The 16,124-nt window shown below is 66.3% G+C and carries 13 protein-coding genes and 3 pseudogenes; 9 read left to right on the top strand and 7 right to left on the bottom strand.

Annotated elements, in window-relative coordinates; all coding sequences use genetic code 11:
* Positions 1 to 1,027: pseudogene (locus VFY73_RS15760) on the bottom strand (hypothetical protein); the annotation flags it as partial.
* Between the two features lie 188 nt (positions 1,028 to 1,215).
* Here VFY73_RS15760 and VFY73_RS15765 point away from each other — a divergent pair.
* The gene (locus VFY73_RS15765; protein ID WP_329720394.1) at positions 1,216 to 1,734 is read left to right on the top strand and encodes a hypothetical protein; all 519 of its coding nucleotides are present in this window, start codon (positions 1,216 to 1,218) and stop codon (positions 1,732 to 1,734) included.
* A 142-nt stretch (positions 1,735 to 1,876) separates the two neighbouring features.
* Here the strand turns inward: VFY73_RS15765 and VFY73_RS15770 are convergent, their stop codons facing one another.
* The gene (locus VFY73_RS15770; protein WP_329720396.1) at positions 1,877 to 2,764 is read right to left on the bottom strand and encodes a 23S rRNA (adenine(2030)-N(6))-methyltransferase RlmJ; all 888 of its coding nucleotides are present in this window, start codon (positions 2,762 to 2,764) and stop codon (positions 1,877 to 1,879) included.
* Between the two features lie 134 nt (positions 2,765 to 2,898).
* Between VFY73_RS15770 and VFY73_RS15775 the strand changes: the two are divergent.
* Positions 2,899 to 3,447: pseudogene (locus tag VFY73_RS15775) on the top strand (alkene reductase); the annotation flags it as partial.
* 89 nt (positions 3,448 to 3,536) lie between these two features.
* Here VFY73_RS15775 and VFY73_RS15780 read toward each other — a convergent pair.
* Positions 3,537 to 4,316, bottom strand: a complete 780-nt coding sequence (locus VFY73_RS15780; protein WP_329720400.1) for a hypothetical protein — start codon at positions 4,314 to 4,316, stop codon at positions 3,537 to 3,539.
* 747 nt (positions 4,317 to 5,063) lie between these two features.
* On the opposite strand from VFY73_RS15780, the gene VFY73_RS30455 reads away from it, so the two are divergent.
* Both VFY73_RS30455 and VFY73_RS15785 read left to right on the top strand, forming a co-directional pair.
* Positions 5,064 to 5,738 carry a hypothetical protein gene (locus VFY73_RS30455; protein WP_414654470.1) on the top strand — a complete coding sequence of 225 codons (675 nt, stop codon included), beginning with the start codon at positions 5,064 to 5,066 and terminating at the stop codon, positions 5,736 to 5,738.
* A 2-nt stretch (positions 5,739 to 5,740) separates the two neighbouring features.
* Positions 5,741 to 6,301 (top strand): annotated as a pseudogene (locus tag VFY73_RS15785) (alkene reductase); the annotation flags it as partial.
* 93 nt (positions 6,302 to 6,394) lie between these two features.
* Here the strand turns inward: VFY73_RS15785 and VFY73_RS15790 are convergent.
* Positions 6,395 to 6,856, bottom strand: a complete 462-nt coding sequence (locus VFY73_RS15790; protein WP_329720418.1) for a BON domain-containing protein — start codon at positions 6,854 to 6,856, stop codon at positions 6,395 to 6,397.
* A gap of 279 nt (positions 6,857 to 7,135) precedes the next feature.
* Between VFY73_RS15790 and VFY73_RS15795 the strand changes: the two genes are divergently transcribed.
* Entirely contained in the window at positions 7,136 to 7,837 is a 702-nt protein-coding gene (locus VFY73_RS15795; protein WP_329720402.1) for an MBL fold metallo-hydrolase, read from the top strand.
* Positions 7,838 to 8,185: 348 nt separating this feature from the next.
* On the opposite strand, the gene VFY73_RS15800 is transcribed toward VFY73_RS15795, so the two are convergent.
* Positions 8,186 to 8,314, bottom strand: a complete 129-nt coding sequence (locus VFY73_RS15800) for a hypothetical protein (protein WP_329720405.1) — start codon at positions 8,312 to 8,314, stop codon at positions 8,186 to 8,188.
* Positions 8,315 to 8,320: 6 nt separating this feature from the next.
* On the opposite strand from VFY73_RS15800, the gene VFY73_RS15805 reads away from it, so the two are divergent.
* Both VFY73_RS15805 and argS read left to right on the top strand, forming a co-directional pair.
* Positions 8,321 to 8,533: a hypothetical protein gene (locus tag VFY73_RS15805; RefSeq protein ID WP_329720407.1), complete on the top strand. Its 213-nt coding sequence runs from the start codon at positions 8,321 to 8,323 to the stop codon at positions 8,531 to 8,533.
* Between the two features lie 449 nt (positions 8,534 to 8,982).
* Complete coding sequence (gene argS, locus VFY73_RS15810) at positions 8,983 to 10,713, top strand: arginine--tRNA ligase (RefSeq protein WP_329720408.1); 1,731 nt, start codon at positions 8,983 to 8,985, stop codon at positions 10,711 to 10,713.
* Positions 10,714 to 10,740: 27 nt separating this feature from the next.
* Here the strand turns inward: argS and VFY73_RS15815 are convergent, their stop codons facing one another.
* On the bottom strand, positions 10,741 to 11,613 hold the full coding sequence (locus VFY73_RS15815) for an MOSC domain-containing protein (protein ID WP_329720410.1): 873 nt from the start codon (positions 11,611 to 11,613) through the stop codon (positions 10,741 to 10,743).
* Between the two features lie 16 nt (positions 11,614 to 11,629).
* Here VFY73_RS15815 and VFY73_RS15820 point away from each other — a divergent pair, with 16 nt between their 5' ends.
* A complete protein-coding gene (locus tag VFY73_RS15820; protein WP_329720412.1) occupies positions 11,630 to 14,209 on the top strand; it encodes a S8 family peptidase in 2,580 nt (859 codons plus the stop codon).
* Positions 14,210 to 14,276: 67 nt separating this feature from the next.
* On the opposite strand, the gene VFY73_RS15825 is transcribed toward VFY73_RS15820, so the two are convergent.
* Positions 14,277 to 14,738, bottom strand: a complete 462-nt coding sequence (locus tag VFY73_RS15825) for an EVE domain-containing protein (RefSeq protein ID WP_329720414.1) — start codon at positions 14,736 to 14,738, stop codon at positions 14,277 to 14,279.
* A 466-nt stretch (positions 14,739 to 15,204) separates the two neighbouring features.
* Between VFY73_RS15825 and VFY73_RS15830 the strand changes: the two genes are divergently transcribed.
* The coding region (locus VFY73_RS15830) for a phosphoenolpyruvate carboxykinase domain-containing protein (RefSeq protein WP_329720416.1) at positions 15,205 to 16,124 on the top strand (920 nt) is incomplete at its 3' end.

Consider the following 16,124-nt stretch of genomic DNA (forward strand, 5'->3'; position numbering starts at 1 on the left):
TGAAATAGTTGCCGCGCACGCCGTTCTCGCTCGACTCGTGATGCTCCAGGCCGATGCCGCCGAACGAGTTCGACAGCGCGAGCAGGAAGTCGTAGTGGCGCCACGGGCGCGAGCCGTAGAGCTTGTCGGCCTGCTGCACCAATGCCTTGTGGGCGTCGAGCTGGGCGGTGCTGGCTTCGAGCTGCGAAGCCTCGTCGGCCAGCAGGTTCAGCGCCACCGGCTGCGGCGTGCCGGGTGGGTCCAGCTCGATGCGCCTGGCGTGCGGCCCGGCGAACAGCGGCGAGTCGACCAGCGTCTCCAGCGACACCGGCGCAAAGCGCACCCAGCCGTCCGGACCGGCTTGCGCGACGCTGCCGTCGGCGGCGCGCAGCGCGCTGGCCTGCTGCCAGCCGCCGGGCAGTTTGACGCTGGCCGCGACGCGGATGGCGCTGGCGTAGTGGCCGGCCGGGTACAGCACGGTCTGGTTCCATTGCACACCGAGCAGCGCGCGCGTCATCGAGACACGGCCCTGGCCGCGCTCGGTCGGTGTCAGGTGCTCGTAACTGAGGGTCAGCGTGCTGACCCCGGCCGGAACGTCGATGTGGAAGGCGTAGGGGTCGACCATGTCACGCTGCCACGGCACGTTGCGCTCACCGGCGCGGACCTGCAGGCCGGCCAGGCGGTCGACATCACCGTAGGGGCCGTGCGTGCCCGGCAGCCAGCGCGGGTACAACAGGGTGAGCCGGCCGGGTTGCGCCACCGGCACCGTCTGCTGCACGCGCAGCACGCGGTGGTCGAGGTCGGTCGCGTCGACGGCCAGCGTGATCACGCCGGCGTAGGGCGCGTCGCGTGGGGTCGGCTGCGGGATGGCGGCGGCATCGGCCAGTGGCGTCGCGGGGGTGAGCGCCAGCGACGCGACGGGCCAGGTGGTGGCGGTGAAACAGGCGAGCCCAGCGAGTCCGGTCCGAACGGCGCCGATCAGGGCCGCCCGGCCGCCCGCTGCGAACGCCGTGCCGGCCGGGTGGGCCAGGCGGGGGTTGCGCTGCATGGGTCGGTTCTCCAAAAGCCCCGCACCATACACGAGGGCACGTCACCCCCTAACGCGCAGGGGACACGGGCTGGGGCGCCCGACGATGGCACGGCATACTACGTATCTACATGTATCTGCATGGCCACGACAGGCGCTGCCGCGCGCTGCAGGTCGCGCCATGCCATCACCAGAGGGAGGCTGGTTCGATGACACAGCAATGGAAGGCCGTCCTCGGCCTGGTTGGAGGCTTGACGCTGAGCTCGCTGGCGCAGGCTCAGGGCTGCTATACCGTGTTCAATGGCCAGGTCGTCGAGCAGCGCTGCGCCCGGAGGTTGCCGGCCGTCGACAGCGCCTCCGAGATCAACCGCCACCTGAGCCCGCGTTGCGCCAGCCTGAACGACGCGATGCGCAGCGCGGCCCAGCAGGGCAACTACAACACCATGCGCGACCTGCGACAGGAGTTCACGCGCAAGTGTGCCGACGAAGCGCAGGCTGCCGTGCAGACCACCTATCGCGAGCGTGAGAACGAACGCGAGCAGCAACAAGAACAACGCCGCCAGGCCGAGCAGGCTCAGGCCCAGTCGCGGGCGACGGCGCAGCAATGCGACGGCATGCGCGACGTCATCCAGAGCAAGCGCAAGCGTGAAACCACGCTGAACCCGACCGAGGTGGCGGCGCTGCGCCAACTGGAGGCGAGTTTCAACGAGCGCTGCCTGCGCCGCTGACGAAACGACCGCGGTGGCGTGGCGTTGCCGCGGGCGCTGGGTCCAGTGCTTCGCTGCCTTCAGCGAGATGCTGCCTACAGCCAACCTTCCTCGTCTTCGAGACCGGCGGTGAAGAACAGCGTGTTCTTCGGCTGATCGCGCGTCAGGCCGGCTGCTCTTCGATCAGGTAGCTCGCCCCGTCGTACTGCGCCAGCACCTCGGTGAGGTAGGGCATCACGCTTTGCAGCGTCTCGTGCAGCGTGTACGGCGGGTTGACCACGAACAGCCCGCTGCCGGCCAGGCCAAAGCCTTGCGCGTCGGTCTGCGCCACGGTCATGCGCACATGCAGCCAGCCTTTGGGCGCCAGGGCCATCAGGCGCTTGGGCAGCTGCGCGGCCTCGACGCGGGCGATCTGCGGGTACCAGATCACGTAGACGCCCTCGGCGTAGCGCGCGACGGCCTCACGCATCGTCGCGATGACCTTGCCGTAGTCGCCGACCAGCTCGTACGACGGATCGATCAGCACCAGCGCGCGGCGCGGGTTCGGTGGTAGCTGGCCCTTCAACCCGGCAAACCCGTCCTCGTTGAGGATCTGCACGTGGCGGCCACCGAAGTGCGCGGCCAGCGTGCGCGCGTCGCTCGGGTGCAGCTCGAACAGCCGCATCGAATCACCAGGCCGCATGTGCATGCGGGCAAACGACGGCGAGCCGGGGTACAGCGCCAGCGGCGGCGTCATGCCTTTTTCGAGCACCGGCGCGGGCTGGCCCGGCTCGGCCGCGGGCAGGTTGAACTGCTGCACCAGGTGCACATAGTCGGCCACGGCCGGCGGCAGGTCCGGGCGGCTCCACAGCCGGTTGATGCCCTCCCGGTACTCGGCCTTCTTTTGCGCCTGCGCGCCCTTGAGCAGGTAGCCGCCGGCGCCGGCGTGGGTGTCGATGTAGCGGAACGGCTTGTCCTTGCCCGTCATGTAGCGCAGCACCTGGTCGAGCACCAGATGCTTCAGCACATCGGCGTGGTTGCCCGCGTGAAAGGCGTGTCGGTAGGCGAGCATGGCGGGTCTTCTTTCTGGGCTGAAACCCCAAATCGCGGCGCGCCGCCGGCAGGGTCGACGGAGGGCCTGGTTCGCGTGGGGCCTTGGTTCAGCCCGCACTGTAGCCGGCGTCGCTTTCGATAGGCTCCCCGCCCATGACTTCATCGCTCTACGACCCGCTCCGGATCGGCGACATCGCACTCGCCAATCGCCTCGTGATGGCACCGCTGACACGCAACCGCGCCGCTGCCGGCCAGGTGCCGACGCAACTGATGGCCGAGTACTACCGCCAGCGCGCCAACCCCGAGACCGGCGCCGGCCTGATCGTCACCGAGGCCAGCCAGATCAGCCCGATGGCGCAGGGCTACCTCGATACGCCCGGCATCCATACGCCCGAACAGGTGGCCGGCTGGAGGCGGGTGACCGACGCGGTGCACGGCGAAGGCGGCAAGGTCGTGATCCAGCTGTGGCATGTCGGCCGCATCTCACATGTCTCGCTGCTGCCGGACGGCGCGCAGCCGGTGTCGTCGACGAACCGCGCCGCCCACAGCCGCACGTTCATCCAGGGTGGCTTCTTTCCGGTGTCGGCGCCGCGGGCGCTGCGCACCGAAGAGATCCCCGGCCTGATCGCCGACTACCGCCGCGCCGCTGGAATGGCGATGCAGGCCGGGTTCGACGGGGTCGAGCTGCACGCCGCCAACGGTTAGCTGTTCGATACTTTATGTAGCGCGGCTTGTCCGTAAGTAGCCGCGGATTGATGCGGCTACTTCTGGAGGTGGGTGCCGGTCAAGGTCTACCCAAAGGACTGCTCTTGCTCGACGGTGAGAAGAAGGTCAACTTGTGCCTTCAGACGGTCCTTGTCAGCTTCGAAGAGCTGATGGGGAACGACAAGCCAAGCGCGGCGCCCACCGGCCAATCGGATCGGAATGAAGTCTTCCTCGCCTCCGGCGTTAGGTAGGATCGGTTGCCATGCCCCTACAGATCCCCCTCGGGGCGTTTGGGCCTCGATGGCAACTGATTTTCGGTCGGCAACTGGATCCGGTTCATCCTCGTAGTCGACCTCTCCGCCGCGTTCCTCATTCTGATTGGTAGCTTCCGCAGATGCTCTGAAGTAGTCCGCGTACTCAACGGACTTCCGGAACACCCCGACGCAAGTCTCCGCCGGGCCGGGAAGGAATCCGCGATTTATCAGCTCGTACCTGATAGTCGCGTCTGATGGCAACGCCCCCTTATAGAGTTGAAGCAGCTCTTTGAAGAGAGGGGGGTTGAGAAGGAAGCCTACAAGCAGCTCCCTTCGATGCGCTTCGTCGGGCGTGAATCTGTAAGTCTCCACAGCCTTAGAAACCGCGAGTTGACCGTCTTTGGGGCGATCCAACAAGCCATAGTAGCGGAGGCTTGCGATAGCACCCAACGCGGTGCCGCTGTTCGCGGACTTGTACCCAAGGTTTTGTGCGACCACTTCCGTTGGAGCGGGGTGCGTCCGATCCTTGTCGTAGGCAGCCAGGGCACGGGTCAACGCCTCTTGGAGGCCGATAGACGGCGCCCGGGGACTCTTTTTGCGAACAACTTCCATAGAGGCTCCTCTGCTGCGAACTGCCTCAGTTTACCGGATGCGCTGAAACCGCTGCAGTGCGTAGTATACACTATTCGCGATTGGCGAATGCAGTCCATCCTATCCGCCGGCCGCAGTCGTTCAGCCGGCATTCGCCATTCAAGAACGGCGAATGACCTCTACTGAGCAAGATGATCACAACCAGCTGTCCTCAAAGCCCGCTATGAAAAGTTCCCCATCCGCCTGGCGGCAACCAACCTTGAAGCCTCAGGACGTCATCACCGTCGTGCGCCTTTCGCTCAGCCAGGACGAAAGTTCAACGTGGTCTTTCGTACGTCTTGGCGAGGCGCTCGCACTGTCTCCGTCCGAAGCTCATGGTTCCGTTCAACGGGGCATTACGTGCGGATTGATCAGTCGAGAATTCGACGAGCTCCAGACCAATCGCGTGGCGCTGATGGACTTCCTCGTGCACGGGATACGCTATGTGTTCCCTCCTCTCTTTGGTCCTATCGTTCAAGGCGTGCGGACCACTGCCTACGTCCGGCCTCTGTCAGACTACTTCCCGATGGACGTGACGACCATGGTGGTGTGGCCCGACCCGGAAGGGAGTGATCGCGGCATATCGCTTTGTCCCCTATACCCCACTGTGCCCCTAGCAGCCCGACGTGACCAAAGACTGCATGAGGCTTTGGCCTTGGTCGATGCGATAAGAGCGGGAAGCGCCAGAGAGAGAGAGCTCGGAATCAAGCTGCTCCAGGAGTACTTCGCATGACAACCGATCCCAACATCGCCGGCGTCGAACTCGTTGCGAAGGCGCTCGGGCCGCTTATGGACGAACTAGTTCTCGTGGGCGGTTGCGCCGTCGGCTTGCTGATTACAGACCAAACTCGGCCGCCCGTAAGAGCCACGGCGGACGTGGACCTGCTGACCGAGGTGACGCCGCGTACTTCGTACTACGCCTTTTGCGATCAACTAAAGGCGCGAGGTTTTCGCGAATGCGATGAGGTCATTTGTCGCTGGCTCCTCGGGAACTTGAAGGTCGACGTAATGCCCACCGACGAAGGTGTGCTGACATTCACGAATAGCTGGTACGCAGAGGCGGCCAAAACAGCCCAGCATCACACTCTTCCCAACGGAACTCCCATACGTGTGATCGCGGCTCCACTCTTCATCGCGACGAAATTGGAGTCCTTCCGTTCCCGAGGCAACGGCGACTACTTACATCACGACATGGAAGACATCGTCATTGTCTTGGACGGCCGACCTGCAATTGCCCATGAGGTTCGGGCGAATACCAATCAGGTGCAAGAGTATCTTCGCGATGAGTTCGAAGCGCTGCTACTAGACGAAGCTTTCGACGAAAGATTGATTTGGCTACTTGGGGGCGTCGACGCTCGCAAGCCGATCGTCCTCAGCCGGATTCGAGAGATCACTGGTCTCTGATTTACCTGATCGAGCAGTTCCTGCGTGACAGCATCAACGACCGCCGCGATGACTACGGTGGCTCGATCGAGAACCGCACCCGGCTGCTGGCCGAGGTGTTACAGGCCATCACCGGCGAGATCGGTGGTGGTCGCACGGGGGTGCGCCTGTCACCGATCACGCCGTCCAACGACGCCGGGCAAGACAGTGACGCGCAAGCCACCTACGGCCGGGCGCTGGAGCGCATCGCGCCGCTGGGTTTGGCCTACGTGCATGTGGTCGAAGGCGCCACGGGCGGCCCGCGCGACCTGAGCGCGCAAGGCGTCGCCCCGTTCGACTACGCTGCACTGCGTTCCCACCACCGCGGTGCCTGGATGGTCAACAACGCCTACGACCGCCCCATGGCCGAAGCCGCGGTGCGCAGCGGCGCCGCCGACCTTGTCGCCTTCGGCAAACTCTTCATTGCCAATCCCGACCTGGGCCGCCGCCTGCGCGAAGGTGCCCCGCTGAACCCGCTGGACAGCGCCACGCTGTACGGCGGCAACGAGCGCGGGTACACGGATTACCCGGCCCTGGTCGGCTGATCTCCACGCAGCGGTGCGCAGGACCCGCCGCTTCCAAGGGGCGGACACGGATCTGGCGTTGCCAGGCCGCCGCGCGTGCTCCTCGGCACGGGTCTACGCTGGCACCCGCAGCAGCCAGCCCGGCTGCAATTCGTCGGTGTCGCCGATCAATGGCTGGTTGGCGGCGCGCAATTGCTGCTCGCGACGCGCGTCGCGATACAGGTCGTTGGCGATGCGCGCCAGCGTGTCGCCCGGCTGCACGAAGCGCCAGCGCGAAACTTCGGATGGCATCACGACCGTCATCCGGTCGTCTACCGCCGCCACGCCGCGCACATTGCCGCAACACAGAAGGATGCGTTCTCGGAGGTCCTGGCTTGCGGCGCAACCCGATACGCGCAGCACAGAGCGGCCGCGGTCGTAGGTCACCTCCAGCCCATCGGCCCGCAGACCCAGCCGGTCCAGATGGAGCTCGATGGCCCGGCACAAGGTGGACGGCGCGGAAAGCGCGGCCTCGCCGTCCGGCGGAACGGCGTAAGTGGCCAGCAGATCGGCGCCAGCTTCCCGATCAAAGCTCATCAGACTCACGGCCATCCCTCTTATGTTTGTGAGCACTTCTAGCGTAGCTCAAATTAGGGGGGTGCGTGGAAACGACTGGACGATCGTTGATGAATCCGATGTGAATTTGTCGTAACAGTAGATGACGGTGGGGGCCGGTGCGGCGGCGCCGGGTTCAAAACGGAGGCCACCTTTGGGCGGGCGCTCGCAGGCTGTTGTCGTGCGGTGGAACAACCTGTGATGGCCCTCAACCTGGCCGCGGGTTTACGCTTCGCCATCCGATCTGCACCATACCGTCGCATGTTTCGTCAACTCTTCGATCCGACTTCCTCCACCTACACCTACCTGCTGGCCTGTGATCGCACCCGCGAAGCGGTGCTGATCGACCCAGTGCTCGACCAGCACGAACGTGACCTGGCCTTGCTGGCCGAGCTGGGCCTGCGGCTGCGGTGGTTGCTCGACACCCACGTGCATGCCGATCACGTGACAGCCGCGTCGCAGCTGAAGGCGGCGCTGGCCCACGGGCCGGCGATCACCACCGCGGTCGGCCTGGCCTGCGAGGCCGAAGGCTACGAGCGGGCGCTGTCGCATGGGGAGCGGCTGACCTTCGGCGACGAGCACCTCGGCGTGATCGCGACGCCCGGCCACACGCGCGGCAGCATGAGCTTCCTGTGGCGCGACAAGCTGTTCACGGGCGATGCGCTGCTGATTGGTGGCTGCGGCCGCACCGACTTTCAGGGCGGCGATGCCGGCCAGCTTTACGATTCGGTGACCCAGCGCCTGTTCCCGCTGCCCGGCGAAACGCTGGTCTATCCGGCCCACGACTACAAGGGCCGGCGCGTTTCGTGCATCGCCGAGGAGCGAGAGGGCAACCCGCGGCTGGCCGGCAAGACCCGCGACGAATTCATCGCCTTGATGGCGGCGCTGAACCTGCCGCGACCCCGGCTGATCGACATCGCCGTGCCTGCCAACAAGCAGGCAGGGGTGCTGCAGCAAGGCTGACCGCGCGCGCGTGAACCGAATTCTTATGTTCGAATGGCTATAAGCATATAGATATTTGGAAATATATGTTCGTCTCCAAGCGTGGGCTCGCCAAGATGGCCGGCGCGGGCCCCGGTGCCAATCGCGCCGGTCCGCTGGGGAAAACCAATGCCTGCTTCCACGCCTGCCCCGTCGGCCGCCGCACCCGTGCAGGCGACCGAGACACCCGCCGCGGTGCCGACCAGTCGCCCTGTGTGGCCGTCATCGGCCTGGGCTTCAGTGGCGCCGCGACCGCGATGCGGCTGATGCGACAACCACGAGGCCCCGTGGCTGCCTCGAAGCCCGGCCGCGGCCGGGTCTCGTGCCGTCTCAGGCACTGGCCGAGGCGCCTGGCTCGGTCGGCATGGCAGCGGTCGTCAACTGCACCGGCCCGTCGGCGCGCGTCGGCCATGCCGCCCAGACGCCGCCCGGCTCGCTGTTGGCGGCACTCAGGCGCAAGGCAGGTTGCTCGTCGACGAGATGGGCTTGGGCCTGTGTGTCGACGATCGGCGCCGCCTGCTCGACGCGGCTGGCCGGCCGCAGCCGTGCCTGCACTATGTCGGGCCGATGCTGAAGGCGCAGTACTGGGAGGCGGTGGCGGTCCCCGAGCTGCGGGTGCGTGCCCGATCGGTGGCCGAACAAGTGGTGCGAGCCTTGCGGGTGGGCACGCCGGCCTGACACCGCGCCACCGGGCGCCGCGCCTCGGCCACCGCGGTGCTTCAGAGTGGGTGCAGGCGCAGTGCCAGCAGGTCGAGTTCGCGCGGGCCGGGGGGCAGCGTGAAGCTGTCGCCCGTCTGCACGGAGCCTGGCTCCAGCATCGCCAAGTAGGCACTGCAGTAACCCGATTCGACATCAGCCTCGAGGCTTTCGAGAAGCCGAGTGATATGTCAATACATCTTGATTGGCGCCGGAGCAACCGCCGACAAAGGTGCCGCCTGCCCCGTGGATTCCATAGCCGCTGACGGCCCTCTCGGTTGCTCGTGGCTACACGGACCACACTGACCCCCAATGCCGCTGTCGACGCCTATGATGATCCCCGCATGTGTTTCTCGCGGGTCAGCCTCGGCGGCGTACCGATCTGCTGGATTTGTCCCCCTGATTCGCCGTGGAGCTTGCGCATCTGTCTCATGACTCAACAACATACGCTTCACCAACTCCTCGACGCCCGCGTTTCCGCCGCACTGGCCGCCGCCGGCTGCGAAGGCGCACCGGCCGTCATCACGCCGTCCGCACGTCCCGAATTCGGCGACTTCCAGGCCAACGGCGTGATGGGCGCTGCCAAGGCGCGCCGCCAGAACCCGCGCGAGCTCGCGCAGCAGGTCGTCGAGAAGCTGAACCTGGCCGGCATTGCGAGCAAGGTCGAGATCGCCGGGCCGGGCTTCATCAACATCACGCTGGCGCCGGAATTCCTCGCCGCACGTGTGTCCGCAGCGCTTGGCTGCGAGAACCTCGGCGTGCCGCGCCCGGCCCCGCTGCGCGTGGTCATCGATTACTCCTCGCCGAACCTCGCCAAGGAGATGCACGTCGGCCATTTGCGTTCGACGATCATCGGCGATGCGCTGGCGCGCGTGCTGCGCTTCCTTGGCCACACGGTCATCGCACAGAACCACATCGGCGACTGGGGGACCCAGTTCGGCATGCTGACCGCTTTCCTGGTGGAAGTGGAGAAGGGTGCCGACACCGAAATGGCCTTGTCGGACCTCGAGGACTTCTACCGCCGCGCGAAGCAACGCATGGACGAGGATCCGGGTTTCGCTGACACCGCGCGCCAATACGTCGTGAAGCTGCAGGGCGGAGACGCGCAGGTCAACGCGTTGTGGCGCCGCTTCCTTGAAGTCTCGATGCACCATTGCGAGGCGGTATACGACATGCTGGGCGTCGGCCTGACCCGCGCCGATCTCAAGGGCGAGAGCGCCTACAACGATGCCTTGCCGGGCATCGTCAAAGACCTGCAGGCCAAAGGTTTGGCGGTCGAGAGCCAGGGTGCGCAGGTGGTGTTCCTGGACGAGTTCAGGAACAAGGAAGGCGAGGCGCAGGCCTACATCGTGCAGAAGCAGGACGGCGGCTACTTGTATTCGACGACCGACCTCGCTGCGGTGCGCTACCGCGTCGGCGAGCTCCACGCCGATCGTGTGCTCTATGTGGTCGACCAGCGCCAGGGCCTGCACTTCCAGCAGCTTTTCACCTTGGCGCGCAAGGCAGGCTATGCCGATGAGGCGGTTTCGCTGGAGCACGTCGGCTTCGGCGTGATGCTGGGCGAGGACAACAAGCCGTTCAAGACACGCTCTGGCGGCACGGTGAAGCTCGCGGAGCTGCTGAAAGAAGCCGTCGAGCGCGCTTTTCTGGTGGTCTCGGAGAAGAGCCCGGACCTGGCCGAAGATACCCGCTGGGAGATCGCCCGTGCGGTGGGCGTCGGTGCGGTGAAGTTCGCCGACCTGTCGAAGAACCGCGCCAGCGACTACGTGTTCTCCTGGGCGTCGATGCTGGCCTTCGAAGGCAACACGGCGCCGTACCTGCAGTACGCCTACACCCGCAGTGCCAAGGTGCTGCGCGATGCCGGCGAAACCGACGCCGCAGCGGCGGTGACCTTGAGCGACGCGCCCGAAAAAGCGCTGGCGCTGCAACTGTCATGCTTTGCGGACGCGCTCCATGGCGTGGCGAAGGACACCGCACCGCATCACCTATGCGCTTACCTGTTCGAGCTGGCGGTGGTCTTCAGCCGCTTCTACGAGCACTGCCCGGTGCTCAAGAGTGAGCGCGCCGTGCGCGCCAGCCGCCTGCAGCTCTGTCGCCTGACGGCGGATACGCTGAAGGCAGGCCTCGGCCTGCTGGGCATCCGGACCGTCGATGTCATGTAAATGCGCAACGTGCCGGCCGCACGGCGACTAGAACTTCTTGCCTGCGGTACGCGATCGAAACAGGTCCAGCAACGCAAGCTCGCGCGGCCCGGGCTCAATGGTGAAGTCCTGCCCAGCCTGGACAACCCCCGGAATCAGCACCGCGAGATAGGCACCGCAATAGCCGGACTGCACCATCAACTTGGCAGCCTGCGAGAAGCCCATCGCGGCGTTGAACTTGAAGCAGGGGAAACGCGGCTCGCTGACGACCAGCACGCCGCCGTCGGCGAAATGCAGCTGGTCGCCGATCCAAAGGTGGCGCTCGTTCAGGCCATCAAGCGTCAAGTTCTCGCCCATCGCGCCGTGCGGCAGCGGCTCGTCCTGCCAGTCGGCGGCGCGCGCCTGCGCCCGCACCGTGTGCCAGAACGCGTAGTGCTCGAGCGGGTAGGCGTAGACCGCCTTCGTCAGGCCACCGTGCACAGACAGGTCGGCCTGTTCGTCACCCTCCATCCCCATCGGTTGATAGGCCACCGGGCCGTTGCGCGGGCGTTTGCCGATGGCGGTGAGGACCTCGCGGTCGTTGATCTGCACCTTCTGGGCGCGGGCGGTGTTGACGCTGACGACTTTCATCCGGCGCATTGTGCGGGGCGCCGTACGGGCCTGCCGGCGTGGGGTGTTGGCAAACCGTCTGCCCGAATCCTCAAGAACCTTCAACGCCTTGGGATTGCCCGATCGACGCGGTAACAGGGTGTCTCCAGCATCGGGGCTTCTGACTTGCCAACGGCCAAACCTCGGGCGTTTGTCTCTGCGTACCGGGCTGGCTTGCTTGTTGCGTGTTGGTGGCCGCTGTGGCCAGAAGCCGCGGCGCGTCTGACCGTGTTGTTCATCGCTGGCGTTCGGCCACCCGCCGCCGTCATGCATTTCGAGGAGCGAGTGAGTGAAGCAAATTCGTAAAACGCTGCTGGCCACTGCCGCCGCAGCAGCCTTGACGCTGGTTGTGGGGGGAGTCCACGCAGCGCCGCAATCCGTGGCGGCCAAGGCTGCCGAGCAAACGGACCACTGGTTCGTCGAGTTCAACAGCGTGCCGACGATCGAAGGCGCCAAGCTCGACAAGGTGCGCGGCGAGAAGGCTGCATTCCGCAAGGCTGCGCAGGCCGCTGGCATCAAGTTCAAGGAGCGTCGCTCGTTCGACGTGCTGTTCAACGGTGTGTCGATCACCGCCGGCCCGGCCGAGCGCGCCAAGATCGCCCGCCTGCCCGGCGTGAAGGCGATGTACCCGGTCGAGGTGATCCACGCACCGAAGCCGATCCGCGCCGAAGGTGACGTGCAGCCGCAGCTGGACACCGCACTGTCGATGACCGGCGCCGACGTGCTGCAAGGCATGGGCATCAGCGGCACCGGCATCAAGGTCGGCATCATCGACACCGGCGTCGACATCGACCATGCCGCGCTGGGCGGCGGCGGTGTGCCGGGCGGCAACAGCTTCCCGACCACCCGGGTTGCCTATGGCTACGACTTCGTCGGCGACGCCTTCAACGCCGACCCCAACAGCCCGGGCTACAACCCGGTGCCGGTGCCTGATGAGAACCCGGACGATTGCGGCGGCCACGGCACCCACGTCGCCGGCATCGTCGGTGCGAGCGGCGCCCTCACCGGTGTCGCCCCCAACGTGACGTTCGGCGCTTACCGCGTCTTCGGCTGCGCCGGCTCGACCACCGCCGACGTGATGATCGCGGCGATGGAGCGCGCCCTGGCCGACGGCATGCAGGTCGTCAACCAGTCGATCGGCTCGTCGTTCCAGTGGCCCGAGTACCCCAGCGCCAAGGCGGCCGACCGCCTGGTCAAGGCCGGCGTCGTGATGGTCGCCTCGATCGGTAACAGCGGCACCAGCGGTCTGTATGCAGCGGGTGCGCCGGGCGTTGGCAAGCACGTGATCGGCGTCGCTTCGTTCGACAACTCGCACAGCAAGCTGAGCCAGTTCGCGATCTCGCCGGATGCATCGGCCATCGGCTACCAGCCGGCCACCGGCGCGCCGACGCCGCCGACCTCGGGCAGCCAGCCGATGTCGCGCACCGGCACCGTCGCCACGACCGACGACGCCTGCGCCCCGCTGACCCCAGGCAGCCTCACGGGCACCGTGGCGCTGATCCGCCGCGGCACCTGCAGCTTCTACCAAAAGGCCTTCAACGCCCAGACGGCCGGTGCCGCGGGCGTGGTGCTGTACAACAACGTGCCGGGCCGCATCAACCCGACCGTCGTTGGCACGCCGGCGATCACGATCCCGGTGGTGTCGGTGTCCGACGCCGAAGGCGCGCTGATCGACAGCCGCCTGGCCGGCGGCGCGGTCGACATGACCTGGTCGGCCGACCTGGGCTCGTTCCCCAACGTCACCGGCGGCCTGATCTCCAGCTTCAGCTCCTACGGCCTGGCCGCGGACCTGAGCGTGAAGCCGAACATCGGCGCTCCGGGCGGCATGATCTATTCGACCTACCCGCTGGAGCTGGGCGGCTACGCCACGCTGTCGGGCACGTCGATGTCGTCGCCGCATACGGCCGGCGGCGCGGCGCTGCTGCTGCAAGCCAACCCGAAGATCAACGCGATGAGCATGCGTGACCGCATGCAGAACGCCGCCGATCCGAAGGCCTGGCAAGGCAACCCGGGCCTGGGCTTCCTGGACCAGGTGCACCGCCAAGGCGCCGGCATGCTGGATCTGGTGCAGGCTTCGCAGTCGACCACGATGGTCCAGCCGGGTGAGCTGGCGCTGGGCGAAAGCCAGGCCGGCCCGGTCACGCGCACGCTGACCTTCAAGAACAGCGGCAAGACGGCCGTCACCTACGACCTGAGCCACGCCAGCGCACTGGCGACCGGCCCGAACTCCTTCACGGTGTCGGCCTTCGACGCGCCCGCGACGGTGGCCTTCAGCGCCGCCAGCGTGACGGTGCCGGCCAAGGGCACGGCCAGTGTCGACGTCACGGTGACCGCGCCCGAAGGCTTGGCCGACAAGAGCCTGTTCGGCGGCTACGTGGTGGCCACCTCGCAGGCTGACGGCAAGGTGATGCGCGTGCCGTTCGCCGGCATGAAGGGTGACTACCAGTCGATCCAGGTGCTGACCCCGACAGCCAACGGCTTCCCGTGGCTGGCCAAGCTGAGCGGTGGTTCCTTCACCAACCAGCCCGGTGGTGCCACCTACACGATGGCCGGCGACGACATCCCGTACTTCCTGGTCCACCTGGACCACCAGTCGCGGCAGATGAAGTTGGAAGCCTTCGATGCGGTGACCAACAAGAACATGCACCTCATCAGCCTGGACACCTTCCTGCCGCGCAACTCGACCGCCACCGGCTTCTTCAACTGGGCCTGGGATGGCACGACCTTCAAGAAGGGCGGCACGCCGACCCCGGTGCCCAACGGCACCTATGTGGTCAAGCTGTCGCTGCTGAAGGCGCTGGGTGATGCCAACAACGCGGCCGATTGGGAGACCTGGACCTCCCCGGCGGTGACGATCGCCCGCCCGTAAGCCCTCGGCTTTCAGGCGTCAGCCAAGCCCTTGCCTTTCGGCAAGGGCTTTTTTCGTTCTGTCGACCTCAGTTCGCGCGGACCGGCCATTCGACATGCATCGCGCTGGCGATCAGCGCGAAGTCTTCCGCCGGCACCTTCAGGTAGCCGAAACGGAACGCGGCGCCCCAGTGCGTCTTGTTCCCGATGAACGACAGCTGCTCGATCAGCGGCCGGATCGGGGCCTCGCGACAGTGAGCGAAGGCGACATCGACCCGGTGGGGGTGGAAGTCCGGCGCCATCTCGACCTGGTAGACCGCGCCGCTGACGACGACGCCGATCGCCGTGAAGCACTGCAGCGGGTTGCCATCGGGATAGGCGGTGCGTGGCGAATAGATCACCACGCGGTCACCGGCGTGCAGCTTCTGCAGCGGTGCCTTCTTGCCATGGTTCAGCTGGATGAAGCCGCCGGCAACGCCGTGCAGCACATGCTCGCGCGAGACGACGCCGACCCAGCCCTGGCGCGACGCCGGCGCCAGCGGGCGCCGCATGCGGTGCGGCGGGACCGGTAAGGCATGGGACGGTGGGGTGGTTGACGACCACGTCAGGGGTTGTTGCTGCATCGGGGGGCTCCGGGAGGCGACGGGATGCCGCAGTCTGGCCGGCCCCTGCTGACAACCTGGTGTCAGCAGCGTCGACGAAGGGCAAGCTGCCCGCAGGCGAGACATTCTGCGCATCGCCTTATTCCGGATTTGCATGGATTGGGCAGGCGCCCAGGTTACGGCCCCATTACACTGGGTTGACAGGTGATCCACCTCGACAAGACGCGCGCGCGCAGCGCGGCGAACGAGAAACCGGCCGTAACCAGGCCCGAAGGTTGCTCTAGCAGGCCAAGACACCTCGCGCCCATGGCATTGGGCGAGCCCCGCGGACGCCTGGCAGCAAGCCGCGCCGGCGCGAGGCTCGCCCAATCCCGTCTTCGCTTTTTGTCTTGTCTTGAAAATTGGAGCATTGCCTGTGAACCGTCCCGCCATGGAGGGGCTGCGCTTGAACGCGCCTGCCTACGTCAAAAACGCTCGCCTGATCGCCTGGGTCAGCGAGATCGCCGCCCTGACCGAAGCCGCCGACATCTACTGGTGTGACGGCTCCAGCGAAGAGTACGACCGCCTGTGCCAGCGGCTGGTCGAGGCAGGCACCTTCAAGAAGCTGAACCCGGCCAAGCGCCCGGGCAGCTACCTGGCCTGCTCCGATCCGTCAGACGTGGCGCGCGTCGAAGACCGCACCTTCATCTGCAGCGCCAAGAAGGAAGACGCCGGCCCGACCAACAACTGGATGGAACCGGCCGAGATGCGCGCGCTGCTGCAGACCGGCGACAACGCGCTGTTCAAGGGCGCGATGAAGGGCCGCACGCTGTACGTGGTGCCGTTCTCGATGGGCCCGCTGGGCTCGCCGATCGCCCACATCGGCGTCGAGCTGTCGGACAGCCCGTACGTGGCCGTCAACATGCGCACGATGACCCGCATGGGCAAGGCGGTGATCGAGCTGTTGGGTACCGATGGTGAATTCGTGCCTTGCGTGCACACGGTCGGTGCGCCGCTGCAAGCCGGCCAGAAGGACGTCTCCTGGCCGTGCAACAAGACCAAGTACATCGTTCACTACCCCGAGACGCGCGAGATCTGGAGCTACGGCTCGGGCTACGGCGGCAATGCGCTGCTGGGCAAGAAGTGTTTCGCGCTGCGCATTGCCTCGACGATGGGCCGTGACCAGGGCTGGCTGGCCGAGCACATGCTGATCCTCGGCGTGACCTCGCCGGCGGGCAAGAAGTACCACGTCGCGGCTGCCTTCCCGAGCGCCTGCGGCAAGACCAATTTCGCGATGCTGATCCCGCCGAAGGCGCTGGGCGACTGGAAGGTCACGACGATCGGCGACGACATCGC

This window comes from Ideonella sp., from assembly GCF_036277275.1.
Taxonomy (GTDB): domain Bacteria; phylum Pseudomonadota; class Gammaproteobacteria; order Burkholderiales; family Burkholderiaceae_C; genus Ideonella.

Coding starts and splice junctions, on each gene's coding strand:
- VFY73_RS15765 (WP_329720394.1), top strand. CDS start 1,216: ATGACACAGCAATGGAAGGCCGTCCTCGGCCTGGTTGGAGGCTTGACG.
- VFY73_RS15770 (WP_329720396.1), bottom strand. CDS start 2,764: ATGCTCGCCTACCGACACGCCTTTCACGCGGGCAACCACGCCGATGTG.
- VFY73_RS15780 (WP_329720400.1), bottom strand. CDS start 4,316: ATGGAAGTTGTTCGCAAAAAGAGTCCCCGGGCGCCGTCTATCGGCCTC.
- VFY73_RS30455 (WP_414654470.1), top strand. CDS start 5,064: ATGACAACCGATCCCAACATCGCCGGCGTCGAACTCGTTGCGAAGGCG.
- VFY73_RS15790 (WP_329720418.1), bottom strand. CDS start 6,856: ATGAGCTTTGATCGGGAAGCTGGCGCCGATCTGCTGGCCACTTACGCC.
- VFY73_RS15795 (WP_329720402.1), top strand. CDS start 7,136: ATGTTTCGTCAACTCTTCGATCCGACTTCCTCCACCTACACCTACCTG.
- argS (WP_329720408.1), top strand. CDS start 8,983: ATGACTCAACAACATACGCTTCACCAACTCCTCGACGCCCGCGTTTCC.
- VFY73_RS15815 (WP_329720410.1), bottom strand. CDS start 11,613: ATGCATGACGGCGGCGGGTGGCCGAACGCCAGCGATGAACAACACGGT.
- VFY73_RS15825 (WP_329720414.1), bottom strand. CDS start 14,738: ATGCGGCGCCCGCTGGCGCCGGCGTCGCGCCAGGGCTGGGTCGGCGTC.